Source organism: Salinibacter pepae, assembly GCF_947077775.1.
GTDB classification, from domain to species: domain Bacteria; phylum Bacteroidota; class Rhodothermia; order Rhodothermales; family Salinibacteraceae; genus Salinibacter; species Salinibacter pepae.
The window spans coordinates 1,461,334-1,478,655 of the sequence record NZ_CAMTTE010000001.1; the positions used below are offsets into that span (position 1 = coordinate 1,461,334).

Below are 17,322 nucleotides of genomic sequence, written 5' to 3' on the forward strand. Positions count from 1 at the left end.
CACGCCCCCATGCCCCAAAGCGCGAGTCCCATTGCCCGAGCCTCGATTTTCAGCGCCCTCCTCTCAGTCTTCGTCGCCCTGTCCCTCACCGCGGCCCCGGCCCAGGGACAGGCGACCGACTCCACCCTCGCCCTCGGCTCCAAGAAATTTACCGAGAACGTCATTCTGGGGTGGATGGGGACGCACCTGGTTCGGGCCGAGGGGCTGACCGCCACGCACCGCGAGGAGCTGGGCGGCTCGCGCTTTCTGTGGGAGGCCCTCCGGCGGGGCGACATCGACGCGTACCCCGAGTACACCGGGACGCTTCGCCAGGAGCTGCTGGCCGACGTGGACGTGGCCCCCGGCGCCCTGGCCGACACGCTGGCCCGCTACGGCATCGCCATGACCGCGCCGCTCGGCTTCAACAACACCTACGCCCTCGGCATGCGGGCCGACCAGGCCGCGGCGCTCGGCATCGAGACGATCGCCGACCTGCGAGACCACCCCGACCTCCGGCTCGGCTTCACGAACGAGTTCATGGACCGCTCCGACGGCTGGCCCTCCCTGCGGCGGGCCTACGACCTGCCGCAGTCGGCCCGGGGGCTGGACCACGACATCGCCTACCGCGGCCTCGCCAACGGGGAGATCGACGTGATCGACCTCTACTCGACCGACGCGAAGATTGAGCAGTACGATCTCCGCGTTCTGGAGGACAACAGGGACCACTTCCCCGCCTACGAGGCCCTCTTCCTCTACCGGCGCGACCTGGCGACGCGGGCGCCCGCCGCCGTCACGGCCCTCAAGCGCCTCGCCGGCCGGATTCCGGCCGACACCATGCAGCGGCTCAACGCCCGGTCCAACATCGACCAGACGGACGAGGCGACGGTGGCGGCCGACTTCCTGAATCAATCGCTCGGCCTCAACGCCACGGCCGAGACCGACACGCGGGCGGAGCGCCTGCGCCGGTACACGGCCGACCACCTCGTGCTCGTCGGCCTCTCGCTCGGCCTCGCGATCCTGTTCGGCGTCCCGCTGGGCGTCGTGGCCGCGAAGCGGCGGATCCTGGGCCCCGGCGTCCTGATCGTCGTGGGCGTCATCTACACGATCCCGGCGCTCGCCCTGCTGGCGATGATGGTGCCCCCGCTCGGCCTGGGCCGCGTGCCCGCCGTGACGGCCCTCACCCTCTACAGCCTCCTCCCGATCGTGTGGACCACGTACACGGGCCTGAAGGGCATTTCGGGGCCCCTGCGGGAGTCGGCCGACGCGCTGGGGCTGTCGGCCCCGGCGAAGCTGTGGCGGGTGGAGCTGCCGCTGGCGGGCCGGTCCATCCTGGCCGGCATCAAGATCGCCGTCATTATCAACATCGGCGCGGCCACGCTCGGGGCCCTCATCGGGGCGGGCGGCTACGGGCAGCCCATTCTTACCGGCATCCGGCGGGCCAACCTGGGGCTTATCCTGGAGGGGACGGTGCCGGCCGCCGTGCTCACGATCCTCGCGCTGGCGCTGCTGGAGGGGCTGGAGCGCGGCCTGCTGCCGCGGTCGATGCAGTCGTAGCGAACGCCGGGGTCCAACCTGGCCCCGATGGATGCCGGACTCGACTATCCAGGTTCCAGAGGGGTAAGCCCCTCAAATCGATTGAAGTCCGTGTCGTACGTGTACACCTCCTCAAGCCCGTGGTGCTCCATCCAGGCCGCGATGTAGCAATCAGCGAAATCGACGTTCTTCTCTTCGTACCATACGATGGCCTGTAGCAGCACATTCTGATCCTCGACGGTCAACCCCGGAAGCCCAAGAATGGCCACCACTTTCGCTCGGATGGACGGCCGATCAAGTTCGTAAACCGATTCGAGGACCCAGACAATCTCCGCAATGGTGAGGGCAGTCGTCACGAGGGCCTCTTCCCCGCGCTCCGCCCGCTCCAGAAGCGTCCGCGCTTTCCTGGCCTGCTCGGGAATGTCTCCCGTCAGATACCGGAGGAAGATGTTTGCGTCGACCAGTGCGGAGTCGGCGTTATTGGGCATCGGACTGAGCCGTCTCGGATGAAACGTCCGCTTGAACGCGCTCTTGCGCCTTCCGGCGACGGGCCTCCGCGCGGAGGGCGTCGAAATCCTGCGGGCCCTCCACGTCAATTGACCCGTAGTGGTTGGCAAGGGACTCGTTGAGCGGAAGCAATGAGATAGATCCGCCACGCCTCACGAAGGCAACCCGTTGTCCTTCGTCGATGTCCAGCTCTTCCCGAATGTCTTTCGGCAACGTCAGTTGTCCCCGTCGCCCAACCTTCGCAGTGTTCATGGCAAAATATTTTTTGACAGCCAGAAGTGAACTTGACAGTCGTTTTCACGAGTTTAGGATCGGATCGGTTCCTTCCCGACGCGCCGCCAATGACCGGCAACGGAGACAGAAGAAGGCCTGCGTTCAATCCCCGCGGCCCCGTCCGACATCCTTGGAGATGGGTGGGCCTGCTGTCCGAATCAACGCAGTTGCCGCGGGGAATCCTCAGCGGGCCTCAAAGTAGCGGTCGTGGTGCCGGGCGCAGCCGGGGTTGAACACCGCCCCGCAGGACGGGCAGGTGTGCTCGGCGTCCAGGTACTGCTGAATGGTGAGGACTGCCTGACACATCCCGCACACGACCGCTGGTGTATGAAACCGATCTATGGGCCATCGCTGTGACTCGTGGTCCGTCGTTTCTTCGTGGCATGCGAAGCAGGGGTAGAACGCGTCGCAGCACGGGAAGCGGATCGCGATGAGGTCGCGCGGGCCGTGGTAGTGCGCACAGCGGGCTTCGGGCCCCACCTCGACGCCGCGGACGGGCACGTCGAATCGAGGGTCCGCATTCGGCGCGCGGGTGGTGCGCCGCGGCCCCCATCGGTCAGATTGAGCGTCGTTGGTGGCCATTGAATCGCAGAAGAGGTTATTCATCTCGGAAGCCCATCGCCATGGCGTGGCGCTGCCGCCAAAGCAGCCGGCCCACGCCACGGGTCCAGAGCGGTACCGTCACGAGCCCAAGAAGGCCCAGCCCCGCGGCAACGAGCAGCGTTGACGACAGTCCTACCCCCACCACGAGCCCAATTGGCAGGCCCATGATTGGCAACACCATAAGGAAGTGATAGCTGGACGTGCCCTGGTAGTTGAAGAACGTACTCTGGTCGAGCTTCAAGGCCGTGCGGCTCCACGTTCCGAGGACAAGGAGCAGAGGGGCAGTGACCCCGGCGTTGTACAGAAAAAAACTGCCGAGCGACGCAAGCAGCTGTGGACGAACGGCCGCAATGACCGGCACGATAAGCATCAGCGGGGCCATACACAGTCCCACGAACGTGACAAACTGCGCCTGCACCAGCAATCGCGGCGCCACCGCTCGGGCGAGGAATCCATCGAAATGAGTCCCGTGCCAGGCGTAGCCGAACTGCGTGTAGGTGAGGCCCAGATAGCCGCTCAGCAGAAAGCCGAAGATCACCTCATTCATCGGGGGTATCTTCTCCCCGAGCAGCAAAATCAGGAGAAACGGCCCGATGACCAAGAGGCCAGCGCCGAGCATTTGCCGCGGCCGCTTGTTGCGCAGGATGAGCTTCAGATCCAGCAGCGCCAGCGACACGACGCGGCCCTGTCCGTGCCCTATCCCTTGGAGGAGCCCCGTGGACTGCGTGCGGGGGGAGTCCGCATCCCCCAACACGCTGTAGAGCCGACGCCGAAGCATCCGGTGGGCCGCCCCGGCTAGGGCAGCCGTTCCAGCGATAAGTACGATCAGCGGAAGGATCCGCCCCGCCGCCAGCCCCCCGAAGCGCCACGCCGAGGCCGCCCGCAGTACACCCGTCCTCATCCAGTTACTGCCCACCACCAGGACCGCGACCAGCCCCGCCGCGCCGAGCACGAGCCCGGCGTGTCGGTCCCACACGGCCCGCAGGAGGCCGTTCAGGAACTGCGTGGTCGCCACCAGCAGGAGCGCTCCGATGGCCCAAAAGGCCGCCCCCATCGCCGAGGTGGCCGGCAGCACCGTGCGCCCCCAGAGCGACGCGAGGACGACGACCGGCAGCAGATTCAGCAGGCTGAGCGACGAGAGCACCTGCAGGATGCGCACCACCTGTGCGCGGCGGAGGGGCAGAGGCAGATACGGGCGCACGTCGGTTCCGGCGGACCGCTGCAGGAAGAAGCGCATCGGGACGAGCCCCACCGCGCCGTACAGCAGAAACTCATTGAGCAACCGCAGCGGATCTTGCCCCGGTGCCACCTCCGCTACAATCTCCGGGAAAAACCAGCCGACCGCCACAAAGAGGGACCCAAAGTACGCGGCCGCCAGCAGGAGGAGCAGCCCCCCAATCAGGCTGCGTCCGAAGGTCGGCGAGCGAGTCCGTTGATGCCACTGGTGGCGGAGGACGTCAAGAAGCGTCATGATGAATCAGCTCCATGGCGGGACGCGTCGGCAGGGACCTCTTCGTTTCTGTTCTCGTCTCAGATCGGCTCGTTCTCGCGGAAGCCTTCCAGCATCGCGTGCCGGTGTTGGTTCAGCTGACGTGAGAAGGGGCGCAGCGTCCACGCAACCACGCCGAGCCCAGCGAGTCCGGCGCCGCCCAGTACCGCCGCGACAAGCAGCCAGCCGCCCGTCGCGTACGCCGCAATCGTTCCCACCAACAAGCCGAAGGGGATCGGAAGCAATATCAGCCCTCTTGAGGATTCAGTCATGGCCATCGAAGCGCTTGACGCAGACGTGTCGACCGGCGTCCGGAAGCGGGGCCCGACGTATGCGATGGCGGGAGTGCCCACGCCCCACCAGTACAGGGTACAGCCCAGAAGAAACACCGCGTAGTCGGGCCGAATCCAGGGCGCCAGCGCAGGCAGGAGCAGGCTTCCGGGAAGCAGTCCCGTCCAAAGCAGAGCCAGCTTGGACGTCACGACCTTCGAGAACGAATGTGGACGGGTGAACAGGCCATCGACGTGCCCCGCCGAGATCCCGTAGATTGCACTTCCGACGGTAAAGGATGGCCACCCAATTCCAAAAAACGCGATGTACAGGATCCCATTGAAGCCGATCGCGCCTTTCAGCACGAGCTCGGAAACCCCAATTCCGTAGAACAGCACCGCGCAGATGATCCCTATCAGGGCGATTCCCCGCATCCTTCGCGTCCGGAGCATCTGTCGTAGCTCCAGCGCCACGAGGCGCCCCGCCGGCAGCGTCCGTTCGGCCCAGCGGCAGAGCGCCTGCTCCCACCACGAGGGCCCGTCCCGCCGACGCATCGTCCGCCGGTCCACCTCCAGTCGTGTCTGCAGGGCACGGAGGAGTCCGACATGCAGCCCAGTCGCTAGGAAGGCAGTACACGCGAGCCCCACCAGCGGACGGCCAAAGATGACCCGAGACGCGGCCCGGAACAGATCGGGGCCCAGGGTAGCGTCCACCGAGAAGAGCCCAACAACCAGTGCGATCACACCCGCGAGGCCCCGTGGCCGCCATCCCAGTAACAGATGAAGAAGGATGGCCCCGTGGCTCGCGAGCACCACCGTCAGCAGCAGCGCCGTGGCGAGCCACGCGCCCGCCGCGCCCGGCGACCACGCCGTCACGACCTCTGCCGCCCACACGGGGACCACCAGCACGACGGCAAACACCGTGTGCACCGACAACAGCGACAGAAGCGCCTGCCCATTGAGCAGGCCCCTCCGCGACACCGGGAGCGCCGCGTAGGACGCCACCTGCTCCGACGGGGGCGACTGCAGAAGGAAACGGCTCGCCATCAGAGCAGGCATCAGGTAGAGCATTCCCCCGTTGATGAGCGCCTGCCCATCGGCCTCCGGGAAGAGCTCCCGCAGCACGTCGCTCAGCACGTAGCTGCCCAGCCCCAGGGGCGCCATCAGGAGCAACAAGAGGCCGACCAGCACGACTTGGCCGGCCACCGTGCCGGTGCCCCACGTCGGGTCGCGCAGCCAGCGCGTCACGCGGTGCCGCAGGAGGATCCGAAGTGCACGCATATCGAGGGAGTGGGCCTATCGGCACGGACGAATCAGAGGCTCCGGCCCTACGCGTCGGCGGCCTCGGTCTCCTTCGGCCGAATCGCCTCCGCGAAGTAGGTCGTCAGGTCCTCCAGCGTGTCCGGATCGGTCGGCTCGTCGCGCACGATCTCCCCGCCCTCCAGGATGGCAATCCGGTCGCTCACGTCGGTGACGTGCCCGAGGTCGTGGCTGGAGACGAGCATCGTCGTGTCCCCGCGGCGCGCCTGCAGCAGCTCCTTGAGTTGGATTTGCGACCGCGGGTCGAGGCTGGCGAACGGCTCGTCGAACACGAGCAGGTCCGGCTGTGGCAGCAGCGCGGCGACGAGGCCCGCCTTGTTCTTGTTGCCGGTCGAGAGGTCGCGGATGTACTTGGTCGTCTCCCCAATCGGCTCGTCCACGTAGAAGTCGTCGAACGCGGCCAGTCGCTCGTTCACGGTCGCCTCGCTCAGGTCGTAGGTCTGGCCCACGAAGTGCCAGTACTCGTCCGGCGTCAGGAAGTCGATCAGGAACGAGGGGCCGAGGTAGGAGCCGGTGCGCTCCTTCCAGTCGAACGCGTCGGCCACGTCGTCGCCGTCGAGTTCCACGGTGCCCGCGTCGGCCCGGATCAGGTCGAGGACGAGGCGGAGGAAGGTGGTCTTGCCCGCCCCGTTGTTGCCGACGAGGCCGAGGGCCGTGCCCCGCTCAACCGTCAGGTCGGGGATGGACAACTCAAACTCGTCGTAGCGCTTCGTGAGGGTGTCGGTGGTGAGCTTCATCGCTGAAGGAACGAGCGGTTGTTGGGTGTACGGCGAATCAGGCTTTGATTGATTTGTGCAGAACTGTTTCAACGTTTCCCTACCCAGATGGATTGAACGCAACCTCACTCAATATCTCCGTCTCGGAAGAATCGACCTCACGCAGCACGCCTCACGCATCACTCCCCCGACGCCCGGAAGCCACGCAGCATGGCGTAGCGGTTGTAGTTGTACAGCCGCGTAAGGCCGCGCAGCCAGACCGGCAGTGCAAGCAGCGAAAGGAGTCCGAGTGCGGCCACCCCACCAAATTGGAGGACCAGGCGGTCGAACGAGAACAGAAACAGGAAAGGAACGACGAACAGCGGAAACGTAACGGCCACGCGTCCGCCGGAGAAGTTGGTTTGCATGAACGTCTGCTCATCCACCGCGAGGGCCTTGCGGTTAAAGGTGGCGCCGGCAATTATGGCGGGCACCACGACCCCGGCGTTGTACAGGAAAAACGTGGTGTGCACGATCAGAAACGGATTCTGCGACAGAAGCAAGGTCGGAAGCGGGATCAGGAAGCAAAAGAGGGTTCCCCCCTCCAGAAACAGCAACTTTCCGCCCATGCGATGACGGGCAGAGACGGGGCGGGCCATGCAGGCCTCCACGCCCGTGCCTTCGTAGCTGAAGAGGTTCTGGCCGTGGTAAATCGCGAACACCCCCGTTGCGAACAGGCCCGGGAAGAGCGTTATGTTGATCAGTTCTAGGGGCGGGGCCGCCCGCAAATCTGCCACCTCGATCGGAAAGACGGCAAATCCAGAAATGACCAGAACAAAGAAGAGCGCCGTAAAGAACGTCCAGCGGGTCTGGGCGTTGCGGAGCAGGAGCCGTGCCTCCAAAACGGCTTCTCGCCAGACGGGCCCGCGCCGCGCGAGCCAATCGAGCCCATCGCTCGTTCGTCTCGCCGTCCCCGAGCGCCGGTTCTGGTCCACGACCATCGCCCGCCGGAGCCAGCGCGCGTATCCGCCCACGATGCCGACGAGGCCGATCCCTGCGGCCGAGGCGGGCAGGAGCCGTCCCTGCACCGCCCCACCGAAGAGCCACCCCGACACGTCGAGCAGCGACGCAACCCCGCCCGCCACATTGACCCATTCGAGTCCGGCGCTCGCCACCAAGAGAAACAGGCCCACGGCGGCGAGGACGGGCCGTGCCGACACGCCCCGCCGCAGCATCGGCACTGTGTAGGTCACGGCCACCAGCACGCCCGCCCCCACGAGTCCAAACCGGAGCGCAGGCCCCAGGGCCCCGTCCAGCGCGGCCTCCACGCAGACCGTCGCCACAAACGCCAGCGGCACCGCGTTCCAGAGGCTGAAGAGGGACAGTGCCGCCAGCACAGCCACAAGGCCGGACCGGCGGACGGGCAGCGGCAGGTAGGGCCGCAACTCCGCCCCGATCCCCGACTCCACAAACACACGCACCGCGGCGTAGGCGAGGGCGAACGGCAGCAGCCCCCGGCTCGCCACGAGCAACGGATCGGCGCCCGGCGCCGCCTCCCGCACCAGATCGTCGAACACGATTCCCAGCAGAACGAGCCCGCCCCCCAGATACAGAGCCAGGAAGCCGCCCAGGATGAGCGAGAGGCCCCGCCGCCCTACGAACGGAACGCGCACGAAGGCGTGGAGGCGGTGGCGAAGCAGGGACCAGAGCGGCATGGCGGATCACACGTGACCGGGGAGAACTCGAACGGCCGGACGGTAGACCAGCACGACGCGGCGCCCGCCCCCACCTCTTTCTCGCCTCAGTGTCGACCTGTTCCCAGCGTCAGACGTGGGGTCATCTCGCGGCCGCTCGCTTTTCAGGTCGCCCTCAGACGCTGCAACAATGCTCGACGGAGACACCCGAGGACACCCACGGCGGTCTTGCGTGCACTACGGCTTCCGGGACGGCGCCGCCGGTGCCGCTCGTCGCTCATCCTCATGCTCGACGTACGGGAGCGGTTCGTAGAGCGCCCCGCCGCAGCGCCCGAGGAGCCCGACGAGAAGGACGCCCGAGGCGACCAGGGAGACACCCCCGAAGACGCCATCGCCCGCCCCGCCCGTGATGAGTTCGAAGCCGGCCTCCACCGGCAGGCCCCCAAACAAGGCATTCGCGTTCCCCAACGCATGCATCGCGATGGGGGCCCAGAGGCTGCGGGTGTGCACGTAGAGAAGCGTGGTCACCCCCGCAAAGACAAACGCGCCGAGGACGTGGCCGTGCAGCAGCGCAAACGGCACCGCGGCGGCCCCCAGCGCGAGGGCCGGGCGGTTCCAGGCGTACGCCCAACGCTGATACACGACGCCCCGAAAGAGGACCTCCTCTACGAATGGGGCCGCAATGACAACCGACCCAATCAGTCGAAGATACTCTCTCGTTCCCGTGGGCGTCTCCACGGCGTTCATCACGTACCGGTCGGCCAGCCGGGGGGCCACCTGCTCCAGCCACGGCACGAGCAGGTGAAACTCGGCGCTGTTGAAGAGGTCGAGCGCCAGAACGCCGACGAGGACAGTCCCCCACGCCGACGGGGACGACGGAAGCGGGCCGAAGAGGGCGGACAGGTCCAGGCCCTGCCTCCACAGGGCCTGGCCGAGCCACCCGACCGTCGTGCCCCCGATGAGCCCCATCCCGAGCATTCTTTCCGAAATGTCGGGCCCCACCTCAAGCCCAGAGGCGATCAGCAATCCCGCCGCCCCGAACAGCGCGCACACGGCCCAGAGGGCGAGGTGGCGCACGCGGATGCGGTCGAGCGCTGTGTCGGATGTGGATGCCGGAGCAGACGCGGACGAATCGTTGGAAAGCGGACCCATCGGCCGAAGTGGACGAACGTGTGCGGACGCGTCGTGCGACAGAATGGGAGCGACGGGGCCGGACCCGTCTCGTCTTCGTTAGGCAATTTCAAGCCGTCCGTCCAGCTCTCCGGAGGGGTGATCGATCTCGGCACTCGCCGGCAGGCGGGCGACCAGCTTCTCAATCAGATCGTCGCTGTCCTGAACATGTCGATGAAAGGTGAGGGCCGGCTCGTGGTCGGCGTCCACGTAGATCTCGACGCTCACGCCCCCAATAAACACGCGGCGCACCTCCTCGAAGGAGACCTCTCGACCGGCTCGGAGGGGGCGCTCCTTCCGAAGCCGATCCTCCGTCAGGGACAATTCCGCAAGGAGAGAGGGGACCGACACAGCAGCGCCAACTAGCCCCGCAATTGCGCCTGCATACGCTCCCCAATTCATCCCGGACAGCCCCTTGATAACCATCGTTCCGGAAATCGCGAGGACCGAGAGGGCAACGATGCCGGCCGTTCCGTACGCCCCCCACCGGTAGAGAGGCCCGTGGCGGTAGACCTCCGTATGCTCAAAGGAGCGTTCAGGGGACCGGGCATCGTTGTCCGACGTGCGAGAGCTCATGGTGGAACGCGGAGGGATGTGCTCGGAGTCATCGATCCTTGACGAAGGGCGCTCGGGACAGATTGACGAAGGGAACCTCCATGCTGCTCGCGTCTCACGAGAGAAGGAGCCCCCCCACCTGCACCCCGGCCGTGAGGACGAAGATCCCGATGCCTGCGTAGCGCCACCCGTTCGCCTCGGCTCCTCGCTCCTCCCGAATCCGTGCCCAGACGAAGCACCCACACCCGATGCCAATCCCGACGAGACTCGCGGCCTGTCCGAAGGCGCCGACCCAGAGCGTCAGCCCGATGGCAGCGACCAGCAGTGCGTTGACGGCCCAAATCGCAGGCCAGTTGATCGGAGAAGAGCTCCAGAAATCGATTTCGGGGCGTTCGGAAGCAGCGCTCGACATTGCAGGGCCACCGGCTTGGTGTATAGAATCGATGAACAAATACTGTGACAGGTATATTTTTTATCCCAGCACTGTTTCACAGGAAGCCTCACTGCGAGCGCGCGCCCCTGGGTCTTGCCCAATTCGACCCATCTTTTCGCGGGATGCGGCACCTGATTTGTCGCCGTGTCGTTTTTCTTCGTCGGTTCTTTTCCACCGTCCACTCTTGTCCATGCCCACTCCCATCGAAGCCCTTCGCACCTACCTCGCCCCCATCGAAGACCTGAAGGCCGCCGCCGCGGTGCTCCGGTGGGACCAGGAGACGCACATGCCCGAGGGCGGCGCAGAGGCTCGGGCACAGCAGCTCTCCACGCTCCAGTCCACCGCCCACGAGCGCTTCGTGGCCGACGAGACCGGGGAGCTGCTGGACCGGGCGGCCGACGCCGTGGGCGACGCCGACCCGCTCGATCCGGACGCGGCCCTCGTCCGTGTGACACGCCGCGACTACGAACGGGCCGTGCGCATCCCGTCGTCGCTCGTCGCCGAGCTGTCGAAGGCCCGGTCGCAGGCCCAGCAGGCGTGGACCCAGGCCCGGCAGAACGACGACTTCTCGCGGTTCGCCCCGCACCTGGAGCGCCTCGTGGACCTGTCGGTGGAGAAAGCGGAGGCCATCGGGTACGACGACGAGCCCTACGACGCGCTGCTCACCGAATACGAACCGGGCCGCACCACCGCCGAGGTGAACGCCCTCTTCGACACGCTGCGCGAGGACCTCGTCCCCTTCGTCGACGCCATCGGCGACGCGCCGCCGATCGACGACTCCCTCCTCCGCGGCTCCTATCCGCAGTCCGACCAGCGGGCGTTCGGACGCTCGGTGACCGCGGACTTCGGGTACGACTTCGACCGGGGGCGGCAGGACGTCTCGGCCCACCCGTTCACCACTGCCTTTTCGCCGACCGACGTGCGCCTCACCACGCGCTACGACGAGGCGAACGTGGCCTCGGCCCTCTTCTCGACGATCCACGAGGCCGGACACGGCCTGTACGAGCAGGGCATCGCCCCGTCGCTCGCCCGCACGCCCCTCGGCGACGGCACGGCGCTCAGCACCCACGAGTCGCAGGCGCGCCTCTGGGAGAACCACATCGGCCGCAGCCGTCCGTTCTGGCGCCACTACCTGCCCCGCCTGAAAGACACCTTCCCCGACGCCCTCGGCGACGCGGCCCTGGAGCCGTTCTACCGCGCGATCAACCGGGTGACGCCGTCCCTGATCCGGGTGGAGGCCGACGAGGTGACCTACCACCTGCACGTGATGCTCCGCTTCGAGCTGGGGCGCGGCCTCATCGACGGCTCGGTGTCGGTCAACGACCTGCCGGCGCGCTGGAACGAGGCAATGGACGCGTATCTCGGCGTGACGCCGTCGTCGGACGCGGACGGGGTGCTGCAGGACGTGCACTGGTCGCAGGGTGCGTTCGGCTACTTCCCCACCTACACGCTCGGCACCCTCACGGCCGCTCAGCTCATGGAGGCGATCCAGGACGACCTTCCGAGCCTGTCCGAGCAGGTTGCCGACGGTCGCTTCGATCCGCTGCTCGACTGGCTCCGCACTCACGTCCACCGGCACGGACGCATCCTAACGGCCCCCGATCTCTTGGAGCGCGCCACCGGCGCTGAGCTGTCGGCCGCCCCGTGGCTGCGGTACGCCCACGAGAAATTTGGCGCGCTGTACGACCTGTAGCTGCCCAAAACGACGGGTCCTTCTCCCGTCTCTCCCCCACCGGGCCGCTCGGATTGCTACGCCTCCGGCCCACTCGGCGCCTCCACCGGCAAACGGAACCGAAAAACGGTTCCCTCCCCCACCGTACTCTCCACCTTCAGCGTGCAGTCGTGGAGCTCCAGGATGGTCTTCGCGATGGCGAGGCCGAGGCCGGCCCCGCCCCGGTCCCGGTCCCGGCTCTTGTCGACCCGGTAGAAGCGCTCGAAGATGTGGGGCAGGTCGTCCTCCGGGATGCCGGGCCCCGTGTCCGCCACCGTCCCGCAGACCTCGCCCTGCTCATTGTCGAGCCGGACGCGGACCTGCCCCCCCTCGGGGGTGTAGTGGATCGCGTTGTCGATGAGGTTCGACAACGCCCGCTCCACGAGGCCGATGTCCGCCTCCACCCGGACGTGCCGCTCCGGCAGGTCGGGCCGCAGGTTCACGGCCTGCTCCTCCGCTCGGGGCTCGTACTGCATGACCACGTCCTGCACGAGCTCGGCGATGGGAAAGGCCTCGATCGTCGGCTCGACCTGCTTCGTCTCCAGCTTCGACAGCTCGAAGAGCTCGTTCACGAGGGTGTTGAGGCGCTTCGTATTCCGGAGCGCCGTCGTGACGTAGCGCTGGCGCTCCTCGGGGGGCAGGTCGCCGTCTTTCATCGAGACGGTTTCCAGGTACCCCTGAATGGAGGCGATGGGACTGCGCAGGTCGTGCGACACGTTCGCCACGAGCTCGCGCCGCATGCGGTCGGCCTGCCGCAGCTCCTCCATGGTCTCTTCCAGGTTGTCGGCCATGCGGTTGAAGCACGTGCCGAGCCGCCCAATTTCGTCGTTCGAGGTTGCGTCCACGCGGCGCCCGAACGCGCCCGCCTCGAAGTCGGCCACCACGTCTTTCATGGCCCGCAGGCGCTGCGTGAGGCGCCGAAACAGCAGCAGCCCCACCCCGGCCGTCACCAGCACGATCAGCCCGAGGCCCCAGAGGGCCGTCTGTAGGATGTAGCTCTCCCCCACCATGCTGGCCACCGAGGCGTACTGTTCGCTCCCGAGGATGACGTAAAGGTAGCACCCCGCCTGGCCCATAATCTCGATGCGGGCGGCCGAAAACGGCTTTTCCGTTCCCGCCGCCATCGGGTCGTCGCCGAGCACCGGAAGGTCGCCGCCTTTCATGAACCGACGGACGGGCGCAAGGTCGACGCGACGCTGCTCAATCGAGGCGTCCGGGACCGCGAACGACGCCTTCAGGGCCCCGTCCCGCTCCAGCAGGTAAATCTCGATCCGCCGGTTGATGCCCGTCATGTCCTGAATGGTGGCCTCGATCGCCCCCGTGTCGATGCTGTCTCTCAGGTGCGGCTCGAAGCGGGGCACCATCTCCTCCGCCAGGGTGCGGTTGAGCTTCTGCTCCACCTCGTCGGCGTACTGCCGCGCGGCCCGCACCCCGAAGGTCGCGAGGACAACCCCGAGCCCCACGATCAACACGAGGAAGAGGGCGCTCAGCTTGGCGTAGAAGCTGTTGAGCATGGGGATTCAGAGATACGTGCTGGGTGAACCCGTAGCGTGGGGCGGCAGGAAGAACCAGGAAAGCCAGAATCGGGGAGGTCGTATTTCGTGGTGCGTATTGCGTAAGTGACCCCGAAATACGCAATACGAAATACGCGCTACGCAACAAGCTCCTCCGGCTCGGCAAACCGGTACCCGACGCCCCACACCGTCTTCACGTACCGGGGCTCGGAGGGGTCCGGCTCAATCTTGTTGCGGAGGCGGTTGATGTGGGTGTTGACGGTGTGGCTGTACCCGCTGTACTGGTAGCCCCAGACCTCGTCGAGCAACTCGTCGCGGCTGAAGGCCCGCCCCGGGTGCCGGACAAAGAGAAGCAGCAGCTTGAACTCTTTGCTCGTGAGGTCGACGGCCTCCCCCTCGACGGCCACCTTGCGCTTCTCCGGCTCGACGGCGAGCGCCCCGAGCTCAATGGGCGTGTCGTCGGCCTGCCCCTGCGTCTCCTGGTCCACCTCCACGCGCCGGAAGAGGGCCTTCACGCGCGCCAGCACCTCGCGGATGCTAAACGGCTTGGTGATGTAGTCGTCGGCCCCCAGCTCCAGGCCCAGCACCTTGTCCACCTCTTCGGTCTTGGCCGTCACCATGAGAATGGGCGTCGGGCACTTCTCCTGGCGCAGCCGGCGGCAGATGTCGAAGCCGTCGGTGCCGGGCAGCATGATGTCGAGGACAATCAGGTCGTACGCCTCGGTCAGCGCCCGCGCCAGCCCGTCGTCGCCGTCCCCAACCACGTCGACCGCATGCCCCGCGTCGGTGAGGTGCAGCTCCAGCAGGTCCGCGATGTCGTCGTCATCCTCGACGAGCAGAATGCGTTTCTCGGCGGCGGTCGTCACGGGCGGACGGGCGGTGGGTTGCGAAACGGGCGCTTTCGCGGGTTCGTCGGTCGCACGGGACGCAGTGTTACGGAGGCACGGCGCCGATGGTTATCTCGCTCGTCTCCGGCCGACGTCATCACCCACGCTTCCAGAAACGTGTGCGCGGCGGGGTTCGTTGTCCAGGCACTCATTGTCGTACGAACACTTCTCTGCCCATGTCTGAGCCCACCATTCAGGACTGGTCGCTTCACTCCTGGCGCGAAAAAGACGCCCTTCAGCAGCCCACCTATCCCGACGAGGCGGCGCTGGAGGCGAAGCTCGACCACGTCGCGGCCCTCCCCCCGCTCGTCACGTCGTGGGAGGTTGAGAACCTCAAGGCGGAGATCGCCCGGGCCGCGCAGGGGGACCGGTTTCTGCTGCAGGGCGGGGAGTGCGCCGAGTCGTTCGGCAACTGCCGGGCCGACGTCATCACCGGCCGGCTCAAGATTCTGATGCAGATGAGCCTCGTGCTCACCTACGGGCTCAACACGAGCATCGTGCGGGTCGGGCGCTTTGCGGGGCAGTACGCCAAGCCGCGCTCCTCGGACACCGAGACGCGCAACGGCACGACGCTCCCCAGCTACCGGGGCGACATCATCAACGGCCCCGAATTCTCGGCGGAGGCGCGCCGCCCGGACCCGGAGCGGATGGTGGAGGCCTACTCCAGCTCCTCCCTCACCCTCAACCTCGTCCGGGCCCTCGCCGAGGGGGGCTTCGCGGACCTCCGGCACCCGGAGTACTGGGACCTCGACTTCATGGACCACTCGCCGCTCGCGGAGGAGTACCACGCCCTCGTCGACGCGATCGGGGACACGATCGATTTCGTGGAGGCGGTGACCGAGCAGGAGCTCGACTCCCTCGAAAGCGTCACGTTCTACACGAGCCACGAGGCGCTGCTGCTGCCCTACGAGGAGGCCCTCTCCCGCTCGGTCCCCCACAAGGACGGCATCTACAACCTGGGCACGCACCTGCCCTGGGTGGGCAAGCGCACCAACCAGATCGAGAACGCCCACGTCGAGTACGCGCGCGGCATCGAAAACCCGGTGGGCCTCAAGGTGGGGCCGGACATGACGCCGTCGAGGCTCAAGACCCTCGTCCGCACGCTCGACCCCGAGGACGAGCCGGGCAAGCTGACGCTCATCTCGCGCCTCGGGGCCGACACGATTGGCGACCGGCTGCCCGCCCTCGTCGAGGCGGTGCAGGCCACCGGCCAGTCGGTCCTCTGGATCGCGGACCCGATGCACGGCAACACCGAGACGACCGACGACGGCACCAAGACGCGCCACTTCGACAACATCCTGGGCGAGCTGGAGCAGGCCCTCGACGTCCACGCGGCCGAGGGGTCGCACCTGGGCGGCGTCCACTTCGAGCTCACCGGCCGGGACGTCACCGAGTGCATCGGCGGGGCCCGCGGGCTGAGCGAGGCCGACCTCGGGCGGGCCTACGAGTCGCGCGTCGACCCGCGGCTCAACTACGAGCAGTCTCTCGAGATGGCCTTCAGCATCGTCCGCAAGTACCGCCAGCTGCACGGGTGAGCCCCCCCGACGCACGCCGGCCGGCCGCTACAGCGAGACGCTAAACTCCTCGTCCGCCCCGAAGGAACGCACGAGCGCCGCGTAGAGCTGCACGCAGTGCTCGATGTCGTCGGTGTCGGCCACCTCGACGGTCGAGTGCATGTAGCGGAGCGGCACGGACAGGAGCACACTGGGCACGCCGCTGCGGGTCTTGAAGATGGAGTCGGTGTCGGTGCCGGTGCGGCGGCTGCTCGGCTCGTGCTGGAGCGGAATGTCCTCGGCGTCGGCCACCTCGATGACGCGCTCCACGAGCTGCGGGTGGTTGGACGTGCCGTGCGTTACGGTCGGCCCCGCCCCGAGCTCAACGTCGCCGTGCTTGGTGCTGCTGATGCCCGGCGAGTCGGTGGCGTGGGTCACGTCGAACGCGATCGCGGCGTCCGGATCGAGGCGGTGCGTGATCATCTTCGCCCCGTGCCCCCCGATTTCTTCCTGCACCGAGTTGGCCGCCTGCACCTGCCACGCCGGGCGCTCCTCGGCCAGCCGCGCCACGGCCTGCGCGAGGATGAAGCCGCCAAGTCGGTTGTCGATGGCGCGGGCGGTGATGCGGGTGTCGGTCAGCTCGGTCGGGCCCACGTCGAACACCATCGGGTGGCCCACCCGGATGCCGCGGTCGTGCACCTCCTCCTCGTCCTCGGCCCCGATGTCCACGAACAGCTCGTGCACCTTGGGCACCTTTTCGTTTTTGGTGTCGCGGATGTGGATGGCCGTGTTGCCCACCACGCCGGTGACCGGCCCGTCGTCCCCCAGGATGCGCACACGCAGCCCCCGCGCGATGGCGCGGTCGGACCCGCCGATGCGGTTGATGTGGATGAAGCCGTCGTCGGTGATGTGGCGCACCATGAACCCGATCTCGTCGGCGTGCGCGTCGAGCATGACGCTCGGGGCCTCGTCGGCCGTGCCCTCCAGGCGGGCCCAGGCCGTGCCGTATGCGTCGGCCTCCACCGCGTCGGCGTGATCGCGCACGTACTCGGTCCACACGCGCTGCCCGGGCGCCTCGAAGCCGGTGGGGCTCGGGGTGTCCAGAAGATCGAAGAAGAACGATTTCGCGTCGTCGGTCATGCGGACGGAAGGAATGGGTGAACGGAATCGTGGGCGTCGGACTGGCTACCGTCTTCT

The 17,322-nt window shown here is 67.1% G+C and carries 16 protein-coding genes; 3 read left to right on the forward strand and 13 right to left on the reverse strand.

Annotated features, from left to right (window positions below):
- Positions 1-9: 9 nt before the first annotated feature.
- Positions 10-1,533 (forward strand): ABC transporter permease/substrate-binding protein, encoded by a 1,524-nt coding sequence (locus OJA40_RS06035; protein ID WP_263810124.1) that lies wholly within the window; start codon positions 10-12, stop codon positions 1,531-1,533.
- 44 nt (positions 1,534-1,577) lie between these two features.
- Here OJA40_RS06035 and OJA40_RS06040 read toward each other — a convergent pair whose 3' ends face one another.
- From OJA40_RS06040 to OJA40_RS06080, 10 genes are all read right to left on the reverse strand, one after another.
- Positions 1,578-2,000, reverse strand: coding sequence for a PIN domain-containing protein (locus OJA40_RS06040; RefSeq protein WP_208425694.1), 423 nt, complete (start codon positions 1,998-2,000; stop codon positions 1,578-1,580).
- On the reverse strand, positions 1,990-2,271 hold the full coding sequence (locus OJA40_RS15570) for an AbrB/MazE/SpoVT family DNA-binding domain-containing protein (protein WP_208425695.1): 282 nt from the start codon (positions 2,269-2,271) through the stop codon (positions 1,990-1,992). The genes OJA40_RS06040 and OJA40_RS15570 overlap by 11 nt, the downstream gene beginning before the upstream one ends.
- Positions 2,272-2,475: 204 nt before the next feature.
- The gene (locus tag OJA40_RS06045) at positions 2,476-2,874 is read right to left on the reverse strand and encodes a CHY zinc finger protein (protein ID WP_208425696.1); all 399 of its coding nucleotides are present in this window, start codon (positions 2,872-2,874) and stop codon (positions 2,476-2,478) included.
- A 16-nt stretch (positions 2,875-2,890) separates the two neighbouring features.
- Positions 2,891-4,366 carry a DUF5687 family protein gene (locus OJA40_RS06050; RefSeq protein WP_208425697.1) on the reverse strand — a complete coding sequence of 492 codons (1,476 nt, stop codon included), beginning with the start codon at positions 4,364-4,366 and terminating at the stop codon, positions 2,891-2,893.
- A gap of 59 nt (positions 4,367-4,425) precedes the next feature.
- Entirely contained in the window at positions 4,426-5,934 is a 1,509-nt protein-coding gene (locus OJA40_RS06055) for a DUF5687 family protein (protein ID WP_208425698.1), read from the reverse strand.
- A 47-nt stretch (positions 5,935-5,981) separates the two neighbouring features.
- Complete coding sequence (locus OJA40_RS06060) at positions 5,982-6,710, reverse strand: ATP-binding cassette domain-containing protein (RefSeq protein WP_208425699.1); 729 nt, start codon at positions 6,708-6,710, stop codon at positions 5,982-5,984.
- 158 nt (positions 6,711-6,868) lie between these two features.
- Entirely contained in the window at positions 6,869-8,383 is a 1,515-nt protein-coding gene (locus tag OJA40_RS06065; protein WP_263810127.1) for a DUF5687 family protein, read from the reverse strand.
- Positions 8,384-8,599: 216 nt separating this feature from the next.
- Entirely contained in the window at positions 8,600-9,514 is a 915-nt protein-coding gene (locus tag OJA40_RS06070; protein ID WP_208425700.1) for a CPBP family intramembrane glutamic endopeptidase, read from the reverse strand.
- 78 nt (positions 9,515-9,592) lie between these two features.
- Positions 9,593-10,108 carry a hypothetical protein gene (locus OJA40_RS06075; RefSeq protein WP_208425701.1) on the reverse strand — a complete coding sequence of 172 codons (516 nt, stop codon included), beginning with the start codon at positions 10,106-10,108 and terminating at the stop codon, positions 9,593-9,595.
- A 94-nt stretch (positions 10,109-10,202) separates the two neighbouring features.
- A complete protein-coding gene (locus OJA40_RS06080) occupies positions 10,203-10,499 on the reverse strand; it encodes a hypothetical protein (RefSeq protein WP_208425702.1) in 297 nt (98 codons plus the stop codon).
- 211 nt (positions 10,500-10,710) lie between these two features.
- Between OJA40_RS06080 and OJA40_RS06085 the strand changes: the two genes are divergently transcribed.
- Positions 10,711-12,213, forward strand: a complete 1,503-nt coding sequence (locus tag OJA40_RS06085) for a carboxypeptidase M32 (RefSeq protein ID WP_263810128.1) — start codon at positions 10,711-10,713, stop codon at positions 12,211-12,213.
- Between the two features lie 56 nt (positions 12,214-12,269).
- On the opposite strand, the gene OJA40_RS06090 is transcribed toward OJA40_RS06085, so the two are convergent.
- Complete coding sequence (locus OJA40_RS06090; protein ID WP_208425704.1) at positions 12,270-13,745, reverse strand: sensor histidine kinase; 1,476 nt, start codon at positions 13,743-13,745, stop codon at positions 12,270-12,272.
- Between the two features lie 137 nt (positions 13,746-13,882).
- Positions 13,883-14,611, reverse strand: a complete 729-nt coding sequence (locus OJA40_RS06095; RefSeq protein ID WP_263810130.1) for a response regulator transcription factor — start codon at positions 14,609-14,611, stop codon at positions 13,883-13,885.
- 197 nt (positions 14,612-14,808) lie between these two features.
- Between OJA40_RS06095 and OJA40_RS06100 the strand changes: the two genes are divergently transcribed.
- Entirely contained in the window at positions 14,809-16,167 is a 1,359-nt protein-coding gene (locus tag OJA40_RS06100; protein WP_208425706.1) for a class II 3-deoxy-7-phosphoheptulonate synthase, read from the forward strand.
- A 27-nt stretch (positions 16,168-16,194) separates the two neighbouring features.
- On the opposite strand, the gene OJA40_RS06105 is transcribed toward OJA40_RS06100, so the two are convergent.
- A complete protein-coding gene (locus OJA40_RS06105) occupies positions 16,195-17,265 on the reverse strand; it encodes a M42 family metallopeptidase (RefSeq protein WP_263807954.1) in 1,071 nt (356 codons plus the stop codon).
- Positions 17,266-17,322 lie beyond the last annotated feature (57 nt).

What these genes read in the sequence shown, in the direction of transcription:
- OJA40_RS06035 (WP_263810124.1), top strand. Translation starts at nt 10, where the DNA reads ATGCCCCAAAGCGCGAGTCCCATTGCCCGAGCCTCGATTTTCAGCGCC.
- OJA40_RS06055 (WP_208425698.1), bottom strand. Translation starts at nt 5,934, where the DNA reads ATGCGTGCACTTCGGATCCTCCTGCGGCACCGCGTGACGCGCTGGCTG.
- OJA40_RS06105 (WP_263807954.1), bottom strand. Translation starts at nt 17,265, where the DNA reads ATGACCGACGACGCGAAATCGTTCTTCTTCGATCTTCTGGACACCCCG.
- OJA40_RS06065 (WP_263810127.1), bottom strand. Translation starts at nt 8,383, where the DNA reads ATGCCGCTCTGGTCCCTGCTTCGCCACCGCCTCCACGCCTTCGTGCGC.
- OJA40_RS06100 (WP_208425706.1), top strand. Translation starts at nt 14,809, where the DNA reads ATGTCTGAGCCCACCATTCAGGACTGGTCGCTTCACTCCTGGCGCGAA.
- OJA40_RS06080 (WP_208425702.1), bottom strand. Translation starts at nt 10,499, where the DNA reads ATGTCGAGCGCTGCTTCCGAACGCCCCGAAATCGATTTCTGGAGCTCT.
- OJA40_RS06040 (WP_208425694.1), bottom strand. Translation starts at nt 2,000, where the DNA reads ATGCCCAATAACGCCGACTCCGCACTGGTCGACGCAAACATCTTCCTC.
- OJA40_RS06090 (WP_208425704.1), bottom strand. Translation starts at nt 13,745, where the DNA reads ATGCTCAACAGCTTCTACGCCAAGCTGAGCGCCCTCTTCCTCGTGTTG.
- OJA40_RS06070 (WP_208425700.1), bottom strand. Translation starts at nt 9,514, where the DNA reads ATGGGTCCGCTTTCCAACGATTCGTCCGCGTCTGCTCCGGCATCCACA.
- OJA40_RS06050 (WP_208425697.1), bottom strand. Translation starts at nt 4,366, where the DNA reads ATGACGCTTCTTGACGTCCTCCGCCACCAGTGGCATCAACGGACTCGC.
- OJA40_RS15570 (WP_208425695.1), bottom strand. Translation starts at nt 2,271, where the DNA reads ATGAACACTGCGAAGGTTGGGCGACGGGGACAACTGACGTTGCCGAAA.
- OJA40_RS06085 (WP_263810128.1), top strand. Translation starts at nt 10,711, where the DNA reads ATGCCCACTCCCATCGAAGCCCTTCGCACCTACCTCGCCCCCATCGAA.
- OJA40_RS06075 (WP_208425701.1), bottom strand. Translation starts at nt 10,108, where the DNA reads ATGAGCTCTCGCACGTCGGACAACGATGCCCGGTCCCCTGAACGCTCC.
- OJA40_RS06045 (WP_208425696.1), bottom strand. Translation starts at nt 2,874, where the DNA reads ATGGCCACCAACGACGCTCAATCTGACCGATGGGGGCCGCGGCGCACC.
- OJA40_RS06060 (WP_208425699.1), bottom strand. Translation starts at nt 6,710, where the DNA reads ATGAAGCTCACCACCGACACCCTCACGAAGCGCTACGACGAGTTTGAG.